At 56.8% G+C, this 18,925-nt stretch carries 17 protein-coding genes; 11 read left to right on the plus strand and 6 right to left on the minus strand.

The window, feature by feature from the left end:
* Positions 1 to 441 precede the first annotated feature (441 nt).
* From Q1A71_RS22205 to Q1A71_RS22250, 10 genes are all read left to right on the plus strand, one after another.
* Positions 442 to 1,395, plus strand: coding sequence for a DUF1403 family protein (locus tag Q1A71_RS22205; RefSeq protein ID WP_299682054.1), 954 nt, complete (start codon positions 442 to 444; stop codon positions 1,393 to 1,395).
* Positions 1,392 to 2,051, plus strand: a complete 660-nt coding sequence (locus Q1A71_RS22210; protein ID WP_299682057.1) for an SMC-Scp complex subunit ScpB — start codon at positions 1,392 to 1,394, stop codon at positions 2,049 to 2,051. Before Q1A71_RS22205 ends, Q1A71_RS22210 begins: the two co-directional genes overlap by 4 nt.
* Entirely contained in the window at positions 2,048 to 3,313 is a 1,266-nt protein-coding gene (locus Q1A71_RS22215) for a hypothetical protein (protein ID WP_299682060.1), read from the plus strand. The genes Q1A71_RS22210 and Q1A71_RS22215 overlap by 4 nt, the downstream gene beginning before the upstream one ends.
* Positions 3,314 to 3,548: 235 nt before the next feature.
* Positions 3,549 to 4,775 (plus strand): ATP-binding protein, encoded by a 1,227-nt coding sequence (locus Q1A71_RS22220; RefSeq protein WP_299682063.1) that lies wholly within the window; start codon positions 3,549 to 3,551, stop codon positions 4,773 to 4,775.
* Positions 4,772 to 5,674 carry a restriction endonuclease gene (locus Q1A71_RS22225; protein ID WP_299682066.1) on the plus strand — a complete coding sequence of 301 codons (903 nt, stop codon included), beginning with the start codon at positions 4,772 to 4,774 and terminating at the stop codon, positions 5,672 to 5,674. The genes Q1A71_RS22220 and Q1A71_RS22225 overlap by 4 nt, the downstream gene beginning before the upstream one ends.
* Positions 5,675 to 5,784: 110 nt before the next feature.
* Positions 5,785 to 7,701: a Qat anti-phage system ATPase QatA gene (qatA, locus tag Q1A71_RS22230; RefSeq protein WP_299682069.1), complete on the plus strand. Its 1,917-nt coding sequence runs from the start codon at positions 5,785 to 5,787 to the stop codon at positions 7,699 to 7,701.
* Between the two features lie 53 nt (positions 7,702 to 7,754).
* A complete protein-coding gene (gene qatB, locus Q1A71_RS22235; protein ID WP_299682072.1) occupies positions 7,755 to 8,567 on the plus strand; it encodes a Qat anti-phage system associated protein QatB in 813 nt (270 codons plus the stop codon).
* Complete coding sequence (gene qatC, locus Q1A71_RS22240) at positions 8,564 to 9,904, plus strand: Qat anti-phage system QueC-like protein QatC (protein ID WP_299682075.1); 1,341 nt, start codon at positions 8,564 to 8,566, stop codon at positions 9,902 to 9,904. Before qatB ends, qatC begins: the two co-directional genes overlap by 4 nt.
* 1 nt (position 9,905) lies before the next feature.
* A complete protein-coding gene (gene qatD / locus Q1A71_RS22245; RefSeq protein ID WP_299682079.1) occupies positions 9,906 to 10,655 on the plus strand; it encodes a Qat anti-phage system TatD family nuclease QatD in 750 nt (249 codons plus the stop codon).
* A 101-nt stretch (positions 10,656 to 10,756) separates the two neighbouring features.
* Complete coding sequence (locus Q1A71_RS22250; RefSeq protein WP_299682082.1) at positions 10,757 to 12,319, plus strand: LA2681 family HEPN domain-containing protein; 1,563 nt, start codon at positions 10,757 to 10,759, stop codon at positions 12,317 to 12,319.
* Between the two features lie 110 nt (positions 12,320 to 12,429).
* On the opposite strand, the gene Q1A71_RS22255 is transcribed toward Q1A71_RS22250, so the two are convergent.
* The 3 genes from Q1A71_RS22255 to Q1A71_RS22265 all read right to left on the minus strand — a co-directional run bounded on the left by Q1A71_RS22255 (position 12,430) and on the right by Q1A71_RS22265 (position 14,045).
* Positions 12,430 to 13,017 carry a hypothetical protein gene (locus Q1A71_RS22255; protein WP_299682085.1) on the minus strand — a complete coding sequence of 196 codons (588 nt, stop codon included), beginning with the start codon at positions 13,015 to 13,017 and terminating at the stop codon, positions 12,430 to 12,432.
* A gap of 97 nt (positions 13,018 to 13,114) precedes the next feature.
* Positions 13,115 to 13,690 carry an ImmA/IrrE family metallo-endopeptidase gene (locus Q1A71_RS22260; protein WP_299682088.1) on the minus strand — a complete coding sequence of 192 codons (576 nt, stop codon included), beginning with the start codon at positions 13,688 to 13,690 and terminating at the stop codon, positions 13,115 to 13,117.
* On the minus strand, positions 13,674 to 14,045 hold the full coding sequence (locus tag Q1A71_RS22265; RefSeq protein ID WP_299682091.1) for a helix-turn-helix domain-containing protein: 372 nt from the start codon (positions 14,043 to 14,045) through the stop codon (positions 13,674 to 13,676). The genes Q1A71_RS22260 and Q1A71_RS22265 overlap by 17 nt, the downstream gene beginning before the upstream one ends.
* 501 nt (positions 14,046 to 14,546) lie before the next feature.
* Here Q1A71_RS22265 and Q1A71_RS22270 point away from each other — a divergent pair.
* Complete coding sequence (locus Q1A71_RS22270; protein ID WP_299682094.1) at positions 14,547 to 14,774, plus strand: hypothetical protein; 228 nt, start codon at positions 14,547 to 14,549, stop codon at positions 14,772 to 14,774.
* Positions 14,775 to 14,788: 14 nt separating this feature from the next.
* Here Q1A71_RS22270 and Q1A71_RS22275 read toward each other — a convergent pair whose 3' ends face one another.
* From Q1A71_RS22275 to Q1A71_RS22285, 3 genes are all read right to left on the minus strand, one after another.
* Entirely contained in the window at positions 14,789 to 15,733 is a 945-nt protein-coding gene (locus tag Q1A71_RS22275) for a tyrosine-type recombinase/integrase (RefSeq protein ID WP_299682097.1), read from the minus strand.
* 133 nt (positions 15,734 to 15,866) lie between these two features.
* Positions 15,867 to 17,324, minus strand: coding sequence for a deoxyribodipyrimidine photo-lyase (locus tag Q1A71_RS22280; protein ID WP_299682099.1), 1,458 nt, complete (start codon positions 17,322 to 17,324; stop codon positions 15,867 to 15,869).
* Positions 17,317 to 18,876, minus strand: coding sequence for an FAD-binding domain-containing protein (locus Q1A71_RS22285; RefSeq protein WP_299682101.1), 1,560 nt, complete (start codon positions 18,874 to 18,876; stop codon positions 17,317 to 17,319). The genes Q1A71_RS22280 and Q1A71_RS22285 overlap by 8 nt, the downstream gene beginning before the upstream one ends.
* Between the last annotated feature and the right edge of the window lie 49 nt (positions 18,877 to 18,925).

Below are 18,925 nucleotides of genomic sequence, written 5' to 3' on the forward strand. Positions count from 1 at the left end.
GCCGTTCCAGCATCTGCCTCTGCGCTGGCGGGCGTTGACCCTGATCATTCTGGGAGACCTCTTCGGCGCGGCGCTCGATTTTGACGCTGGGATGCCTGAGGGAGCGCGATGGCTTTTCAACCGAGCCATGCCGATGCTGCATCGCCGTCAGCGAAGGCGGTCGCGATCAGACCAAGAAAAGAGGTCCGTTGACCGTGCCACAGGAAGAGTCCAGAGATTGAGCAAGAGCCCGGTCCACCGGTTGAGTGAGAACTTCCTCGACGAGAGAGGCGATTTCGGCTGAATCCACCCATGAAACTAAAACGACACGTGCATGTTTCGGAGCATACTCTTTTCACGTCCGATAAGGCAAACTTATTGGACATAGCGGAGAGCCGCAGAGTGGGGCGGTTTATACAGTATATGGTAGCAGAAAGCGCCGCCAGGAGATAGTCTTGTGGCATGACCTACCACCCCACAGCTATCTCCGACGATCTTAACAACCTACCGAAGCTACCGGCGTGGGTCACCACCGGGCGTGTCGAAACCCCTGAAGCTGTGGCTTTTCGGTCTGGCGCAGTCCTCACGGTGCTTGATCAACTGGTCAGCGATCAACGTCATGGTGTGCCGGTCAAACTGCTGGCCAACCGGTTGGCGCTGACAGCCGCGACGGCCACCTCAAAACTCGAGGGGCGCTTGGCCAAAGAGGAGAATATCCGCGACGCATATCACCTGACGCCCCCGGGCGAGGCGCGGGGTCCCGATGGCGATCTTCTGGCCTTCTGGCGCGAGGCGGTGCGCTTACGTGTAATCGGGATCGGCGAGATTGCGGACCTCTTCGGTGCTGACTTGGCGGGCGAGGTGGGCGAATGGATTGATGCCGGATTAGCGCGCGCCCGGAGCCATGGGCCGGTGGCGGGCTGCGTGGCCGTCCTGCGTGCCGTTTTGGAAACGAACGACCGGGAGGAACGGGTCGCCTGCCTGCTCTCGGACATCGTTCTGGCGCGGGCTCTGAACTGGAAGACCGTGCTGCCGGTCACGGCGCGGCGGTTGATAAAGGCGGCGCTGCGGGACCTGGTCGCGGACGGGCAGGGGGGTGAGCTGGCGGTCCAGGTGCGGATCCTCGGGTCCATCGAAGAGACGAACCGATTGGCACGGGATCTGGCTCGCCGCGCTGAAGCGCTTCGCACCGTGGCGCCAAAGCTGCGGGCGAAAGGCTCAGAGGCCGCGGTCGACCTGTTCCTGGCCGAGGATACTGTGGCACCGGCCTCAATGTTGTCGCCGCTTATCAGGGGCACGCCGATCCCAATGACCGACCGTGCCGCGCGGCGGTTCTGCGACCGGCTGGTCGAGCTGGGCGTGGCGCGAGAATTGACCGGACGGCCGACATTTAGGCTTTACGGGATCGCGCCATGAGTGTTGCGACCAAACGAAAGCCCGCGAAAGGGCAGGGGGGATCGGCACGTGATGATGTGTTCGACCGCGAGCTCGACGACCTGCCACAGGAGCTGCGCTGGCGGGAGTGGATGGGTCGGATCGAGGCGGTGCTGTTCGCCAGTGCGACGCCAGTTGGTCGCGACGACCTGGCCCGCGTCGTGGGGCAGGGGGTCTCGGTCGAGATGCTGATCGACGACGTCCAGGCCGAGCTGACCAGTCGGCCCTACGAATTGGCCCAAGCGTCGGACGGCTGGATGTTCCGGACGAAATCCCAATTCGCGGAGGCGATCAAAGCCGCTGCCGATCTTGGAGAGCAGTCGCTCGCCTTCACTGAGATGGAGATGGGGGTGCTCTGCGCGATCGCCTATCACCAGCCGATCGACCGGGCAGGGCTGAAGGACATCTTCGGCAAGGAGGTCAGCCGCGATCTGCTGGCCCGGTTGCGCTACAAAGATTTGATTGCCAGCGGCCCGCGGTCGCCTCGGCTCGGGGCGCCGCATACCTTCGTAACGACGGAGACGTTTCTGGTGACCTTTGATCTACAAAGCTTGCGGGATTTACCGGACATCGAGGTCACGTCTGACTTACAACACGGAGGCGGTTCACCTTCGCAAACTCAGGACAAGACCAGGTGAGTGATACAGTTTTTTGGTCATGGCAGAACGACCTGCCCGCAAGCATCAATCGGCAGTTTCTCCGCAATGCGCTCGAGGTCGCGGTCGATAGAGTGAGCGATGTGCTCGATGTCGAGGATGCGCCACGGATCAATTTGGATCATGACACCAGGTCGACTCCGTGTATGGCAGACATAAGTCAGACAATCTTCGAAAAGATCACCGACTGCACTGTCATGGTTGCAGATGTCACACCGATCGCTATGGCCGAGAGCGGCAAGGCCCTACCCAATCCGAACGTGATGGTAGAGCTCGGCTTCGCCCTCAAAGCTTTGGGTTTTGGCAGAATAATTGCCGTTTTGAATACTGCGGGCGGGATTTCCGTCGAAGATCTGCCATTCGATATACGACATCGACGCATTCTGACATACGAACTGGAAGAGGGTGCAAGCAAGTCAACCCGCCGCGACGTCAGGAGGGCGCTTACTGACGAACTGACTGCCGCCATCCGGACGAATGTGGAAGGTGCTCGCGGTGAACGCCGCGCCGCTGTTCCGATCAAGGGAGTCACTAGCGACCCGCAATCGCCAGGGCTTTGGCAGGCAAAATGGCCTGTAACGCATGAGGACACTTTTGATGAGGAACTCAGCGTGCGTCCTCGACAGCTGTCGCGCGCATGGCTTCGTATCATTCCCGAAGGATATCCAGACGGTTTTCCGTCAATCGCGTCGGTTGAGCATTTGTCCGACGGCGTGAGGTTGAGAGCTCCCTCGGCCGGAGCGGGTGGCGGGAATTTTGGCGTCTGTGAGCAGGGGTTTATTACCTACTGGCTTGCTGGTCGCGATGAGGACGGGACATGTAAGGCGCGAAACCTTGCGGCCTATCTGGAGGAAACCGGTGAGGTCTGGATGTCTGATGGAACGGCGTTCGAGCAGGATCAGGGCAAGACTTACATCTCGTATGCGCGTTTGCTTTCGAACTGGGCAAAAGGTTTTGAGAGTGGCTCAGCCTGTCTTGATGCGCTCGGAGCCTCAGGCCGCCGACGCGTGATCTTGGGAATCGAAGGTATGAAGGGCGCGCTCTGGAGGGTTCAACAGGGATATAGGCCCACGAGGTCTCGTAAGGCGGGGATTCTATGTGATGAGACGCGTACCGATTGGACTCCAGATGATCGTTTCGAATTCTTGCATGGTGCCTGGAATGAGCTTCTGGACGCATTCGGCCATCAGCTCATGGATGCCGAAGAATTCAGGCGCTACCGCGAGGTCCGGCTGCGCAACTGAGAGTACATAACTCGCTCCCTGTCTCTCTGTGAGAATGTTTACGGGTAGGGACTTAGCCGAGGAGGATCGCTCCAGTGAGCTAGAGGATGGTGCCTTTCAATCGGTCGGGGCTCCTCTTTCAGATGGTCGGCGTTGAAGTCTTCAACCGGTCGCCACCAGACTTTCAATTGGTCGAGACTTGACTTTCAATTGGTCGGATGCGTACTTTCAATCGGTCGAAGGGAGCCGCACGCCAATGTATCCAAGATTTGCCAAGGCCAGGGTGGAAGAGGCACTGTCAGACACCCGTGTGGTTCTCATATCGGGGCCGCGTCAGTCCGGCAAAACAACGCTTGCGACCGAAATAGCGTCGGACAAGATCCCGTTTCTGACACTGGACGATGCCAACGTTTTGCGGTCGGCGATCGACGATCCGGTCGGGTTCGTCCGCGGATTGGACCGCGCCGTCATTGATGAGGTCCAACGCGCGCCCGACCTTCTGCTAGCCATCAAAAATCTGGTCGATGACGACAAGACACCGGGCAGATTCCTCCTCACGGGCTCGGCCAACCTGATGACCATACCAAAAGTAGCGGACTCTCTCGCGGGTCGCATGGAGGTCGTTCGGCTATTCCCTCTATCGCAGGCGGAGATCTTTGGGACAAAAACGAGATTTATTGATCAGGCCTTTGCGGGACAAACGCCGAACGCCGGTAAAATGATTGTCGGGGACGACCTTATAGAAAACGTCCTTTCGGGCGGTTATCCCGAAGCACTCGGTCGCGCTCGATGGTCGCGAAAGCAGGATTGGTATCACGGCTATCTCGATGCGATCGTCCAGCGAGATGTCCGAGACGTCGCACAGATTGAACAACTTGCCATCATGCCAAAGCTGATGTCAGCGCTCGCCGAGCACGCGGGGCAGTTGGTCAACTACACCGGGATCGGGGCGGGCCTCGACCTCAACCACGTCACCACGCAGAAATATGTGAGCGTCTTCGAGAGCCTCTATCTCGTTCATACGCTCCAGCCCTGGTTCACAAATCGCCTGAAACGTCTCACGAAGTCGCCGAAACTACACTTTCTCGATGCGGGACTCCTCGCCGCGATGCGGGATATCTCGCCGGACGTAGTCCGTAAGGACAAAACGAGTTTTGGCGCGATTCTGGAGACCTTCGTGTTCAGCGAACTGCGAAAGATCGCCAGTTGGAGCGAACAGAGATGCACGTTCTCTCATTTCCGGGACAAGGACAAAAACGAGGTCGACATCGTGTTGGAGAACCGTCGTGGCGAAGTGGTCGGGATCGAAGTGAAGTCATCCGCAACCGTTTCGGCGGCGGATTTTTCGGGAATGCGCAAACTGGCGGACGCTTGCGGCGAGAAGTTCGTCCAAGGCATGGTGCTCTATGATCACGATAAGGTAGTCCCATTCGGCGAAAACATGTTCGCGGCCCCGCTGTCATGCCTGTGGGGTAGCCAATGAACCTTGCAGAGGAACAATGCGTCGAAGATCTCGCGGATCTGCTCTACAACTTCTTACCGGGGAGCGGAAACTCCCGGACCGCATTCCCTTTGGCGGCGGCGAAGGTCCAATGCGAGGACTTTTGGGTCGGCGGTAGCAAGCGACCGGCGATCGTCCAGCTGTTGTCGTCAACACTCGATCAGAGGAGGCACAAATTCAGCCCGCTGGTACTGTCGATCGTAAGGCAATCGATGACTTGGCGGAGAGGTAAGGGAGAGCCGCTCACCCGTGCAGAGGTGAGCGAGTTGAATGTGCTCCTCCTCCGTTTGTCACTCAAGGTTCCCGAGCTTAACGACCCCGCGTTCCTTGAATCCTTGCCGGGAGACTTGCCCGAGTCGGATGAGAGCCCGAAGACGGCAACGGTGTCGGACGAACAGGCCAAGATGTTATCGGACCGTCTGATCGGCCTCTTTGAACACGCTCCACAGCGTCGTGGGTATGAGTATGAACGATTTCTCACAGAACTTTTTGCCGCATATGGGCTTACGCCGCGATCACCTTTCAAGCTCACGGGCGAACAGATTGACGGAAGCTTCAAGCTGCACGGCGAGACGTATCTCATCGAAGCCAAATGGCAAGCCGGTCTCACGGGGCAAGCCGAACTGTTGACATTTTCCGGCAAAGTCTCGGGCAAGGCGACGTGGACGCGCGGCCTCTTCATCAGTAATTCGGGGTTTTCAGAAGATGGTCTCAAGGCTTTCAAGACAGGTAGGCGAACGAACATAATCTGTGCCGATGGTTTAGACCTACACCAGATTGTTCATAACCGTCTCTCATTGATCGATGTTCTTGACGAAAAGCTGCGCCGGGCGGCCGAGACCAACCAGGCATTCGTCCCCGTTCGGGATTTGCTGCCATGAGATATAGTAAAAAAATGTTTGGCCAAGGGGTCGCGAACAGATGCCGAGATTTAACGAGCCGCGCAAAGCGATAGCATTGAAAATACGACATTCTACGGAAAAGAACTTCCATGATCATACCTGACAATGAGACCGCCGTTGACATGATCTACTCCGAGGCCGTTTCGGCCACGGTCGCGAAAGTGATCAGAGACTCGGGGACCGAACCTCTCACGGTGGGCGTCCACGGGGATTGGGGCGCGGGAAAGTCGAGCGTGTTGCTCATGCTGGAGGAAGCGTTTTCGGAGGATGATCGGACATCAGTCGTTCGGTTTAACGGTTGGCTCTTCCAGGGCCTCGAAGACGCAAAGACCGTCATCATCGAAACGATCGTAGAACAATTGCTGCGGGATCGGGCGCTCACAACAAAGCTGAAGGACGCATCAAAGAAGCTCTTGAAGCGCGTCGACCTTATGAAGGTCGCATCCAAGGCCGGCGGCCTCGCCCTTACCGGTCTCACAGGTATCCCGTCGCCGGACATGCTCGGCGGACTTATGGAACAGGGCAAGAAACTCCTCGCCGACGGTTCCGAAATCACTGTCGGCGACATGACAGGGTTCGTCAAAAACGTCACGGATTGCCTCAACGACCCTGATGCCGAAACCCTACCGGCCCACATTCATGCGTTCAGGTCAGAATTCGAGGAGCTTCTCACGGCGGCCGACATTGATCGTCTCGTCGTTGTCGTGGACGATCTGGACAGATGCCTTCCCGCGACCGCCATCGCGACGCTTGAGGCGATCCGGCTGTTTCTTTTTGTACCGGGCGCAGCCTTTGTCATCGCCGCCGACGAGGGGATGATCGAATACGCCGTCAGGTCCCATTTCCCTGATTTGCCGCTGTCGTCCGGGCCGTCGACCTACGCCCGGAACTACCTCGAAAAGCTCATCCAGGTCCCATTCCGCCTACCTCCTTTGGGATACGTCGAAACCAAGATCTATCTGACGTTGCTGGTGGCAGGCAGTTCGCTCGACACCGGTTCGCCATCATTCGAAGCGCTACTTGACCTCGGCCGCGAGGCGTTGAGACGGCCTTGGGATGGGAACGGGCTCAGCCGGGGCGCGATCGAGGAGCGTCTGGGGACAGTTTCACCGGAGCTGGAGAACGCGCTCATACTCGCCGATCAGCTCGCGCTGCCGCTGGCTGAAGGCGCTCAAGGCAATCCGCGACAAATCAAAAGGTTTTTGAACACACTCAACCTCCGCCTCGCGATAGCGGACGCGCGCCGCATCGGCGAGGATGTGAACCCCGCTGTCCTTGCCAAACTCATGCTCGCGGAGCGTTTCAAGGCTGACTTCTTCGAAAGGCTTGAGGCGGAGGCGGCCGTTAGCGGCGCTTCGAAGACGGTCGCCGCACTCGAAGCCGCGCTTCGGAAAGACGACGATGAGTCCGAAAAAGCCAAGAAGCCGGCAGCCTCGAAGGGTGGGGACAAAAAGGAGAAATCCCCAGACGATGATCTCCTGGATAGCGAGTGGATCAGGCGGTGGGTATTGGTGGCTCCGGCGCTCGCGGATGAGGATCTGCGACCGTATCTGTTCGTATCGAGGGACCGCAAAGCCTTGTTCACTGCCGGTTCCAATCTCGCGTTGAAAGAGGATTGGATCGAGAAACTTTGCGGAAGCACCTTGGGTGCACGCGCGGCGGCAGTGGAAATCGCGAAGCTCACACCCGGAGAGGTCGAGCAGATATTTGACGTCGTAGCCGCTAGGATCAGGACTTCTACAGATCTCAAGAAACGACCCGATGGGATCGAAGGCCTCGCGGAACTCTGCAAAATATCTCCCAATCTTCAAACGCCGACGGTTCGCCTCCTTGCTGACCTGCCAAGCGGCCAGTTGGGTCCGTGGGCTGCTACGGGTTGGGAAAAGATCTTTACCAGTACAGAGGCCAAGCGCGAGTTCGCTAAACTCAAAGAGGGCTGGGCCAAACTCGACGAGAACAAGCCGCTGCAACTCGCCGCAGGTGGTCGCAAGAGGAGGGACGGGTAGTGGGAACGTCGAGTTCATATGGTGGACCGTTATCGGGCCTTGTCCCGGACTGGGTGGACGGCGTCGACCCTGGCATGGGCGGTGACGACGGAAGCGACAAAGATGGAAGCGCCGACAGTTCTGAGACTGACAATCCGGCTCCGAACGATGATGGGAGCAAGCCCGAGGCTCCGCCCACCGTCGCACCACCTGGGGGCAAGTTCACTTATCCTCGAGGACAGTTCACCCGGTTTACGAACGGGGGTGGGAGCAAGTCGCTCGGGCGTGCGCTGAAGGGCTATGTCAGTGCCGCGGGCGGCGGCGCTGGTGCCACTCGGCGGATGCCGCACTCAACCCGGGTCGCATCCGGTGTCGCAGGGCTCGCGAGCGCGGTCGCGAATGACGGCGCCGAGGCGGCACTCGCCCGATTTGACCTTCAAGACCTCGCGGGCCGGCCCGCCGCAGAGGTCCTTGAAGCCGTAGCGGAGGTCATCTGCCCAGATGGAGGGACGATCGACGAGTCAATCGCTCGCGACGCGATGCTCGAAGCCATCGCAGAGGTTGCGGAAGATGATCCCGGCGCGTTCGATGAGCTTTCAATGGATCAACTGGACGCGTTTCTTTGTGACGTGATCACCCGAAGCGTCGTGACAAAGGTTCTCAACGAGATCGGGACGAACGCGTTACACGGATCGGCGTCGGACGCAGATTTCCGCGAGGCCGAACGGATTACCCGTGATTATACACAAGGGAGGGTGAGGGACGCGCTCGGTAACAGGTTCGATGCTGCATCACGTCCGACGCAGACCGAAATAGATAGAAGCATATCCGAGGTTTATGCCGACACCTTCGACATGCTCGGCGCAGTTCTGGAGACCATGCAATGAGACGGAGCATCTTTGTACGGTTGGGCGGCAAGGACGAAGAACCTGCTAAAGGTACCGCTGATATCACCATCGATATGATCGACAACTTTGGTGATCTCGACAGGGGATTAGGCCAGCTATTGGACCGACTGTTGAAGTTGGGAGCGAGGCCAAGCGAGGCCGCAGTCGATCTAATGATCTTGGCGACGGCGGTGTATGCGGCCGATACAGGTGTTTCGCGGCACAGATATGCCGATGATGGCTGGACGCGTATGATCGATCTGAGCGTTCCCGTGTCAGATCCGATGCTCTGGCGGAGCCGAGAAGACCACCTCTCAAGAATGCTTCAATTCCTGACCGGCGATCATTGGGGTTTCACGTTTCGCGATAGACCGGATCACTTCTCATCCTTCACGAAACAACCCGAACAAATGGATCTCACGGACTTCACACAAGTGAGCCTCTTCTCGGGCGGATTGGATAGCCTCATCGGTGCGATCGATCTAATCGCTTCTGGGCAGCGTCCCCTGTTGGTTAGTCATTATTGGGACGGTGAGGCATCCAGCGCTCAACGTCAGCTGCTCGAAGTATTGAAGGATCGTCACGAAGACGCCTTCGAGTCTGTTCGGGCCTATGTCGGCTTTCGAAAGAAGGATTTTCCGGAAGCTGGCAGCGACAATAACCAGCGGGCGCGCTCGTTCCTTTTTTACAGCCTCGCAGTGGTTGCGGCCGATGCGGTCGCCTCGACTAACACAGTGCTTATCCCCGAAAACGGTTTGATCGCTCTCAACGTGCCCATGGACGCTCATCGTCTCGGATCATTGAGTACGCGGACAGCTCATCCACACTTCATCCGGTCAATGTCCGAACTGGTAAACGGGTTGGGCGTCGATGTCATTTTTGAAAACCCTTATCGTTTCAAGACGAAAGGGGAGATGGCCAGAGAGTGTTTGGATCGCGACTTGCTCGCCGAGTTGGCCCCCGTCTCGATGTCGTGTTCCCATCCGGCGCAGGTCCGTTTCGAGAGGGCACCGCCGCAGCATTGTGGACGTTGTGTCCCGTGCCTGATCCGTCGCGCGTCGCTAGCCGCCGGCCTCGATGAGGCGGATAAAACGACCTATTTTCTCGATGATCTGAAGAAAGGTGTCCTGGACTCGAAGTCAGCGGACGGGAAGAATATTAGGTCCTTCATGTTCGCTGCCGAAAACCTGCGGAAGAACCCCAGCCGGGCGAGATTTCTGGTGCAAAAGCCGGGGCCGCTGAACCGAGATGATCTGGACGCTTATGTCGACGTGTATCGCCGCGGCATGGATGAAGTTTCGAAGATACTTCAGGGAGTTAGGGCAAAGCATGTCTAACATGGATGTGCAAGATGCCGTCGACTTCCATTGCCATCTTGATCTCTGTCAGGACATGCGAGCGGCTTATGCGCGTTGTGAGTCCGCTCGTTGCCTCACACTTGCGGTGACGACGACACCAAAGGCGTTTGCCCGGAATGAAAGTATGGCTCGGGATGGCCGGTTCGTGCGCGCCGCCCTCGGAATCCATCCGCAGCTGGTCGCTCAGAGAGCGTCGGAACTCTCCCTATTCGAAGAGCTCGCACCCTCGACGAGGTTTATCGGGGAGGTCGGCCTCGATGCTGGTCGTCGGTTTTATTCATCATTTGAGCGTCAGAAGCTCGTATTTGAACGCGTGATGGCGCTCTGCGCGAGGCTCGGAGACAAAGTCATAAGCATTCACAGCGTCCGAACCGCCAAACAGGTGCTCGACGTCGTCGAACAAGTCGGGATTCATCGATCGTGTGTTCCTGTACTGCACTGGTTCAGCGCATCGAGACCAGAGATCAGGAGGGCCCTCGATCTCGGCTGCTACTTCTCAGTCAACGAACAGATGATAACGGCTCCGACAGGACAGAAATTGCTCGAGACCGTTCCGTTGAGCCGTGTGCTTACTGAAACGGACGCACCGTTCCAATCTGGTGAGTTCGGCGGAAAGTTTCCAGGTGACGTTAGAGGTGCGATTCAGTTGATTGCGCGTGCATATGGTATGGATCAAGCGGCGACCGCAGCCCGGATAAGGCGAACGGCGATGGAGCTGTTAACTGTTTGATCGCTTACGGCACAGAACACCGGCCTTGCTTCGACGCGGTGCCAGCTGACCGAAGTCGACAAAATTAGTGCACCAACGGCGCGCGAAATGGGGGAGGCATTGTGTCTTCTGACAAAATCAAGAGGCTCTACGAGTTGAGAGAGAACGATCCACGAGAAGCGATCGAGCTCGCACGTGATCTGGGTCCAGACCTCCGCCCGGAAGAGAGAGAGGCCGCGGCGGTTGTTCTCGTTGATTGTGGCGACGCGGTCGGTGATTTTTCTTCGGTGAGCAAAGGCGTCGAGATCTTTGACGAGCTTTTGGCACCTGCCGGGTCCCATCCCGGTCTCTCATACAACCTCGCGAATTCCCTGCAAGTGCGTGCCCGTCTCGTACATGGGCCACTGTCCCCAATCTCTGGCAAAGCTTTCGAAGACCGTTTCCGGGCAAGAGTCCAGTTCGGGGCGGTGCTACGTGATGGCACGGCATCGTCCGAGCTGAAATCTCAGGCGCTGACAAATATTGGTATCCTCCTATTGGACACATCTCGTTGGGTCGAGGGCCTGGACTGCTTCCAGCGCGCGCTGAAGGTGCTGCCTCGGAACGGAGTCGCAGCCTATCAGGAGATGCGGCATTCAATGGGACTTGCTGGGTTGTTTCACCGAAAGCACGAGACCTATCAAACCTACTGCCACATCGATACGCTCCTCCAGCGCATACGTCAGCTTGCCGACGTCGTGATCTCGAACCAAGAGACCGTCATCGATTTTTCTGGGAGGGAGGCCTTGCGAACTGTGATCGAAGCCGCGAACGATGCGGCCAAGATCGAGCCAATCCCTCGAAAGCTGATCGAAAACCGCTATTTCGAGTTCATCAACGCGGAGGCTTTGGCGCTGTCGATCTGCTGCAGTGCCGAAGAGTACCAGGCCGGTCGCTTCGATTTGCTATCCGTTCCATCGATACGCGCCAAGAAGTCGGACGGGCACGGAGTGCCGGAAGTCTTTGCGATGATAAACGTGATGAAATCAGACTATGCGTTCGCCCGGCAGGTCTACTATGACGTTAGGGAGCATGGCATTGAAACGCCATACTTGGAGACAACCTCACACGCGGACACCCTGGACTACGCGGTGTACGGGGTCCGTTACTCGGCTCTGACGAGCGCGCAACGCATCGCGTTCGACGTCCTGGACAAGATCGCTGTCGCGCTGGCGTGCTATCTTGAAATGAAGAAAGCGCACAGGTCTAGCTTTGCTGACGTGTGGGGCAAGACAGGAAAAGAGGGAGCCCTCCAGCTCCACGATGAGATATTGGCCCACCTAAGAGCAGGAAACCCTGGGTTGATAGCGCTATACAACATCTACCATGACATCTCGAAGGACCGGAGCCGGGGCGACGGTTTCATGCAGGCTCACAAGAGCTACAGGAACAGCTCCACACACCGTTTCTCAGTCTTGCATGATGACATGTTTTCGGACGACAAGTCTTCCGTGTCGTTGGCGGTCGATCACACCCGTCTTGATCGGTTTGAGCGCCTGACGCTCGATTCTCTGAAACTTGCACGCGCGGCCTTATTCTACTTCGTAGACTTCATAAACTTTGCGGAGGATGCACGCCGGGACGAAAATGGCGTTATCGTTCTCTCTTCTAGGGTTCCAGATCATGATCACATTCGAGGTCGATAATGGGCCTTTGTTGATCGGCCTTCTACGCACTCCGACGGCATCTTCGCTGTCCGATCCTCCAGTCAGTTTTCGCAGCGTGCAAAACAAGTCATTGTCAAGGGTCGGTGCGGTCATACACCTTCCGGCGGTTCCGGCCAGCGGTGAGTGACCGCTTCCCTCACCTCGGTCTGTACGGGGTCGGGTGCACGACGAACATACTCCAGTGCGATCGCGAGATTGTCTCTTGGTAGTGCTTCGAGGTAACGTATGGCCGCTTCGACCGAGAATGGTTCATCCCGCACATCCGCAAAGTTGCTTGCAAGTGCGGTCCAGATCGCGGCATCAAAGCCTGTCTCCTCCAACCACGCCCGCACCGTGTCGACTGCTTCCGGGTGACGTTCCACCGCACGATCGCTGACGTTGCCGGACGGCAGGTCTACATAGCCCACACCGTTCACGTGCTGCATGCCTTCGCGCACGCGAAGATTCTCCTTGGCTTCACCAAGATCCTTGAAACTACTCGTCGCAGCAAATGTTGGGCAAAGCGCTCCGTTGGCCTCGTCAATCACAAGGGTCAAGCGAGGTGTCGGTCCGTTCCTTCCTGAGATCCGGCTGAATTCGATGGGTATCAACGGCCCGATGGAAACAAATGAGTCAGAGATTTCAAGACATCTAGGATCCCATTGTAAAGAGCCCCATGCCAAAACACAGATTTTCATAGATGCGCCTCGTAACGAAGTTTTCGAATGGCTGTGACACTCTTGCTAATTGGATCGTCTTGATGAGCTCAGACTGACGAATGAGCAAAAAAGGAGGTCAAGCGACGTTCTTTCGACGAATGTTTTTTGATGCGCGTACCGCGTCTGTTACACCAACCCGATACTGATAGAGTTGCCAGCTAACCTGGTATTCACTTTCGATTTGTGGTCTCGAATAGCTATTCATAACCATGAAAACCGTTGCCTTTTTGGGCAACAGAAGGGTCGCACCAAACCACTTGGCCTCTTCTTCAATGTTGCGATCATAGGCGCGCTCGCCGTTCTCTTTGACTGGAACGTCCATGTTGTGCCCCAAAATGATATGAGCAAGCTCGTGGGCCAAATCCGAATTTTGCCGACGTGGGTGACTGAAATCGTTGTGATGGATTTCCTTGTAGCTACCGTCAGATATGATCAATCCTGAAAACGGATCATCCGGATGAGTTGCCCAATAGTTTGGGATTTCCGGCGGAAGGCAGCTATTGGTTTTGATCCCAAAAATTGGCACTTCTAAGTGGTCGGCGAGTTTTCGTGGGCAAAGCGGAGCATGTGGCTCGAGATTTAATTCACCACGAAACTCTTCTGTATATCGCTCCGCCTCGGCCTTGAAACCGTACTTAAACTTGTGTGCCATCCGACCGACGTTTCCTCATATCTTCATATAGAGTTTTGATCATCAGCTCCATCGTTTGGGCATCTTCGCCTTTGATGTTCCTGTCGGCTCTTAAGAGGGTCGTGATCTCGGCCAAAGTATCCTTTTGCGCCCGGGTCATCGTTTCTGTCCGATAGAACTGGCTAACATCGAGGTTGGACCACGAAGCGAGGGCCGCGAGGCTATCAACATCGGGGCGTTTCCCTTGTCCCATACGGGTAAGGGTTGAGGCAGACACCTTAGCTTTCTCTGCGACTTTCTTCCAAGATATCTCCCGGTCGCGTCTGATGGCGTCGAGGGCCGCATAGAATCCTTCAGCATCAAAAAAATTCGACATGTGATCTCCCGTTTCATTGTTGCAATATTCCGAGAATCGGGTATACAACAATTGCTATCTAGCAACACAACGTCAGACTAGCAAGTGAAAGGAAATCATATGGCTAAAAAGGGAAGTAGCACTCGTGCCCGGAGCACCATATCTGGTCGCTTCGTTACCAAAGCGCATGCGAACCGTAGCCCGCGCACGACTGTGAATGAAAAAGTTGGTGGCGGGTCAACTCACGGTGCAACACGTAGCGCGGTCTCCGGCAAATTCGTCAGCGCAAGCTATGGTGCTCGCAATCCCCGTACCACGATGCGCGACGGATGAAGTTCCGAGCGATGTGTGAAGCGAGCGATGGCAATGTTGCGGCTTTATCTCCCGCAGCGTTGCCATCAATTATTTGAGCAATTAGTTAGATCAGAGCACGATATGGTCGATGAATATACGAAAGTTGGCGAACCGCAGTAGCCAAGTCTGCCTGCCGGTAATTTGCTGCGCATTGATTAGGATTTGACAATGAAGAAGAGTGAGGCGGAATCTGCGATAAGGCACCTGTGTCATGTTTGGGGGGATGAAGTCGGGAAGCCACGCGCAGCAGAAAGCGAACCAAGTTTCTTTGCTTTCAAGTCTTGGGTGGATCAAAAAGGATACGGTCACTACCTGAACTTTCGCTCTGTTCGTGGAGCGTCGGCGGATGCCGAGCTCTGGTTTGATGAAGAATTTAAACAACAGTGGCGAAACTAAGAAACGCTGGGCCTTCAGTATCGTTTTTCTAACGAACTTAAAACGTCAGCCCTTTCCATTGCCGACCGAAGCGCGCTGTTCGAAACCCTCACATAGATCTCGGTCGTCTTGAGGTTCGCATGCCCGAGGAGCGCTTGGACCATTCGGATGTCGATGCCTTCTTCAATCAGCAGCGTCGCGGCCGAGTGCCGGAACCTGTGCGGGGTCAGGTGCGGTTCAATTCCGAGGCGCCTGGACAGCGCCCGCAGCCGCTTCCGGAACGTGGCGGATCGGAGTCGACGTCCCTTCATGTTGAGGAACAGCGGCGCGTTAAGGGGGCCGTCTTTGCAGCGCACCTGACAGTAACTTTGAAACTCCTCCTGCAGTCTGTGGTTTGGGACGAAGACGACCCGCTCCTTGCCGCCTTTTCCGCGCACGAGGATCTGGCCGCCATGCGGCGAGACATCGCCAACCCGTAGATTTGTCAGTTCGCTGATCCGGAGACCGGTCACGATGAGCAGCTTGATGATCAGGATCGTGAGGTCAGCAATAACGGTCTGCGCGGTTTGCGCCGTCACTGACTTCGAATTTGGCGGGATCGTCGGTATTTCTGCCCGAAGCACCATTTTCAATGTCTCGCGATCAACAGGGCGCGGCAGACGACGCGGGATTCGGACGGAGATGCGGAGATCGGCAAACGGGGAGGGCAGGGCAGCGTTCCGATCTTCCCGCCAGGCAAAATACGATCTCAGGGTCGAGAGCCGCCGCTCGATTGTCGCGGGCTTCGCGTTGATCGCGTCTCGAAGGTGGCGATGGTAGGCGAGAATGTCCTCTCTCGACACCGGATCGCCGAGCCGGTGCTCTTTGCTGAAGCGCGCGAAGGTCCGCAAATCCTGCGCATAGGCCCGCAAGGTGTGATGTCCGACGCCGCGTTCATCGCGGCGCGAATTGACGAAAGCGGTGTGATCGAGGTGAGGCATGCTGAACTCCTATGGTGGGGTTCAGGCAGTTCAGCACAGGCCGGTCAGTGCTCAATAATAGGCATCTGCTGCGGTAACGATAATGGGACCCAATATTCGTTCAGACTGAAAATTTGCTTTGGTTCGCTAGGCTTCACAACAAGTCTTCGGGCATGCCTTGCGGCACATTAATGTGTGGCGTTGCACGTGAAGCCCAATCTGCCAGCCATTCTGCAGCTCCGTCACGCTTGCGGATGGTACGGTCCGACTTCGGCGGCACCCAGCCGTAGATCGATTGCTCGCGCCAAGCAGGCTTCGACATGCCGAACACCCATCTCATGTTGCCATAGGTTGCTGGGTCTCGGCCATCAAGGGAAAGGCGATCGTTGAGGTAGCAAGCCGTTTTCCAGGCGGTCTGCGGATCCTTTGTCCATTTGATCAGCTGTTTGCCCCAATACATGCGGAGATTGTTGTGCATGTAGCCGGTGAGAAGCCATTGGCGCTGAGCGGCGTTCCAAGTTTCGTCCTCTGTTCGTCCATGCACTAAGTCATTCAGCGGATAGAGAACGGGGCGTGGGTCACCGGCATGTTCGATAAGAGATTGCCGCGGACGCTCGGGTACGGTCTCAAAGCTGTCGGGACGCTCTTCGCGATAGGCTAAGTAGTGGAAGTATTCTCGCCATGTCAGCAATTCGTCGAGGTATTTCCATTTCGCGTTGGCAGGGACATCTGCGGCCCGGATAGCTTCTGTGATCTTCCTTGGCCCAAGCAGTCCAAAATGCAAGTAAGGTGACAGGCGTGAAACGCCGTTTTCCTCCGCAGGATTATTGCGTCGATTGGGATAAGACTTCAGCGCGGTATCGACAAATTCAATCAGTGTTGCTTCGGCGGCTAGCGCAGTCGGAGGGAACTCGGGGCAGGGGGGTAACGAGTGGTCAATTGCGCAACTCGCTATGATCTCCGACAATTTGGTATCAGACTTGCTGCCCAAGGCTTCATCTTCGAAACAAAGGTTGCCATCGTACCGGGGAACCGACGGTTCAAAATCTCGCGCATGCTCCTCGTATATGTTTCGTAAAGCGCCACTCGCTTTGCGGAACGCTGGCGTGGTCCTGAGTCCATCGGGTAAAGTACGGGTTGGGACGAGCCGTGCGGTATCGACAGCGATCACGGCAACTTTCGAGCGCTTCGCAAAACGATCGGCCTGTTCACGTGCGACAAAGACAGGGTGGTCGTCGGTCAGAACCGCAGCCGCACTTTCAGCCAGACGGTAAACCAAACCCTTCTGACGCCACCCTTTCCGCTCGACGTAGTTGACGCTCCGCACTCCGCGTTGCGCACACCCCTGTTGCAGATCGCGACTGGCGCCAAGCAAAAACGCATGTAGCCGGTCGGACGCGTAGGGGTAGTCTTCGCGCACCCCGTGATAGACGAGCACGGGGAGGCCAAGCACGTTGCCAAGCTCGATCGCAGCATCCAGTGCCGGATTGTCCCACGCGCGCAGCGTTTGTTGCAGCCAGCAGAGCACATAGGCGGTTTCGTCTGACTTCCTTAGCGGCGCGGCATTGAGGGGGCGGATGCGATCGGCGATGTCGGGTGACCATTTATGCATTTCTGGCAGCCTTCGCTTTCTTGCGCGGTTGTCGAAGCTCTCGCGGTTTGCGGCTTCCGTGCTTTTCAAACACCGCTTCGGATTCTTGGCGGGCTTCATCGGTCCGACGCAACGCATAGATCCGCTTCTTTGCTTCGCGCGCTGTTTCCTGATGGTCTACTATTGGCTTTGGATACGCGGCAGTTGGCTGGTCCAGCGTCCAGGGTTCCTGCAACGCCTTGCCTTCAAGATCCGCAAGCTCGGGCAACCAGCGGCGCGTGAAATCCCCGGTTGGGTCTTGATCATACCCTTGCTTGACGGGTGAATAGACGCGAACAGCGTTGATACCCGTCTCCCCCGCCTGCATCTGGCTTTGCGGCCAATGGATGCCAGGCTCATAATCGGTAAACAGTCGGGCGAGGATTTCTCCAGATTGCTGCCACGGAAGCCAGAGGTTGTAGGATGCAAATGACATGAGCATTGCGCGCATTCGGAAATTGATCCAGCCCGTGGCTTTGAGGTAGCGCATGCAAGCATCGACGAACGGGTACCCGGTCTGCCCGGCTGCGAAGGCATTCAGTAACGCATCATCGTTGGGTATCGGGCGCAGCCCCTCATAGAGGCGTGCCATGGGAAGCCATTCAATCTCTGGCTCCGCTTCCAGCTTTTGCATGAAATGGCAGTGCCAGTGCAGCCGCCCAATGAAGGATTTCATCGCACTTGGCCACGTTCCGCGGTCAGACTTTGGAAGGTTGGCGACCTCTTTTTGGCGTGCCAGTGTTGCCTGGTAGACCTCTCGCATGGAGAGGCTTCCGGCGACAAGGTGAGCTGACAGTCTGGAACAGGCAGTCTCGCCTGTGATCGGGCTCGACATGGCTTTTTGATAGGGCTCGCCACGATCATAAAGAAACGAGTTTAATGTCTGCAGCGCAGCGGGGCGGCCCGGTGTCTGCAGATCAACTATGCCGTCATGGTCCAATCCAAGATCGGCAGCTGTTGGCACCTGATCGCTGCCGTGGGCGACCCATGAGATTTGCGATGGCACAGGCAAGAGCGGCTCGGACATCATCTTGTCCCAGCTCTTCGCCCATTTGTTTCGATCCAGGGACCGTCCGCGCCAAACGCCATACTGTTGAAACTCGTCAAAGACGATGCCATGGTCGCGGCACCAGCCTCTGACGGCCTTATCACGCTCAAACGTCCAAGCGTTCCCGGTTTCCATATGAGCGACAAGCCGAAACCTGCCATGGGTTGCGAGAATATCGCTTAACGCCTTTTGAACCGACCCCAACATGACGCAAAGCCTGCCGCCGTGCTCGGCGATGTCTTTCTTCAAGCTAACAACCGCGCCGCGTAGGAATTCCCACTGTCGGTAGCTGGTGTCAGGAAAGGCCCAATAGTCCGGCTCAGCGACATAAAGAGGAAGCACGCGTCCATTCGGCGCGGCATTGGCCAGTGAAGCGTGATCATTCATTCGAAGATCACGTTTAAACCAGACGACTGTCAGGTCGGCGTCGCCACCTTTTGGATCGGCACGACTGGACGTCTGAGTTCTCACATCACTTGCTTTCATGACTTCTTATTGTGTGGGAACGTTTCACGAAGGAAACCGTTCCTTAATT

This window comes from uncultured Roseobacter sp. (assembly GCF_947493125.1).
In the GTDB taxonomy this organism is placed as follows: domain Bacteria; phylum Pseudomonadota; class Alphaproteobacteria; order Rhodobacterales; family Rhodobacteraceae; genus Roseobacter.

Excerpts from the sequence above, each read along its gene's own strand:
- Q1A71_RS22205 (WP_299682054.1), top strand. The coding sequence starts at position 442 with ATGACCTACCACCCCACAGCTATCTCCGACGATCTTAACAACCTACCG.
- Q1A71_RS22225 (WP_299682066.1), top strand. The coding sequence starts at position 4,772 with ATGAACCTTGCAGAGGAACAATGCGTCGAAGATCTCGCGGATCTGCTC.
- Q1A71_RS22270 (WP_299682094.1), top strand. The coding sequence starts at position 14,547 with ATGAAGAAGAGTGAGGCGGAATCTGCGATAAGGCACCTGTGTCATGTT.
- Q1A71_RS22255 (WP_299682085.1), bottom strand. The coding sequence starts at position 13,017 with ATGAAAATCTGTGTTTTGGCATGGGGCTCTTTACAATGGGATCCTAGA.
- Q1A71_RS22210 (WP_299682057.1), top strand. The coding sequence starts at position 1,392 with ATGAGTGTTGCGACCAAACGAAAGCCCGCGAAAGGGCAGGGGGGATCG.
- Q1A71_RS22280 (WP_299682099.1), bottom strand. The coding sequence starts at position 17,324 with ATGCATAAATGGTCACCCGACATCGCCGATCGCATCCGCCCCCTCAAT.
- Q1A71_RS22260 (WP_299682088.1), bottom strand. The coding sequence starts at position 13,690 with ATGGCACACAAGTTTAAGTACGGTTTCAAGGCCGAGGCGGAGCGATAT.
- Q1A71_RS22285 (WP_299682101.1), bottom strand. The coding sequence starts at position 18,876 with ATGAAAGCAAGTGATGTGAGAACTCAGACGTCCAGTCGTGCCGATCCA.
- qatA (WP_299682069.1), top strand. The coding sequence starts at position 5,785 with ATGATCATACCTGACAATGAGACCGCCGTTGACATGATCTACTCCGAG.
- qatD (WP_299682079.1), top strand. The coding sequence starts at position 9,906 with ATGGATGTGCAAGATGCCGTCGACTTCCATTGCCATCTTGATCTCTGT.
- qatC (WP_299682075.1), top strand. The coding sequence starts at position 8,564 with ATGAGACGGAGCATCTTTGTACGGTTGGGCGGCAAGGACGAAGAACCT.
- Q1A71_RS22220 (WP_299682063.1), top strand. The coding sequence starts at position 3,549 with ATGTATCCAAGATTTGCCAAGGCCAGGGTGGAAGAGGCACTGTCAGAC.
- Q1A71_RS22275 (WP_299682097.1), bottom strand. The coding sequence starts at position 15,733 with ATGCCTCACCTCGATCACACCGCTTTCGTCAATTCGCGCCGCGATGAA.
- Q1A71_RS22265 (WP_299682091.1), bottom strand. The coding sequence starts at position 14,045 with ATGTCGAATTTTTTTGATGCTGAAGGATTCTATGCGGCCCTCGACGCC.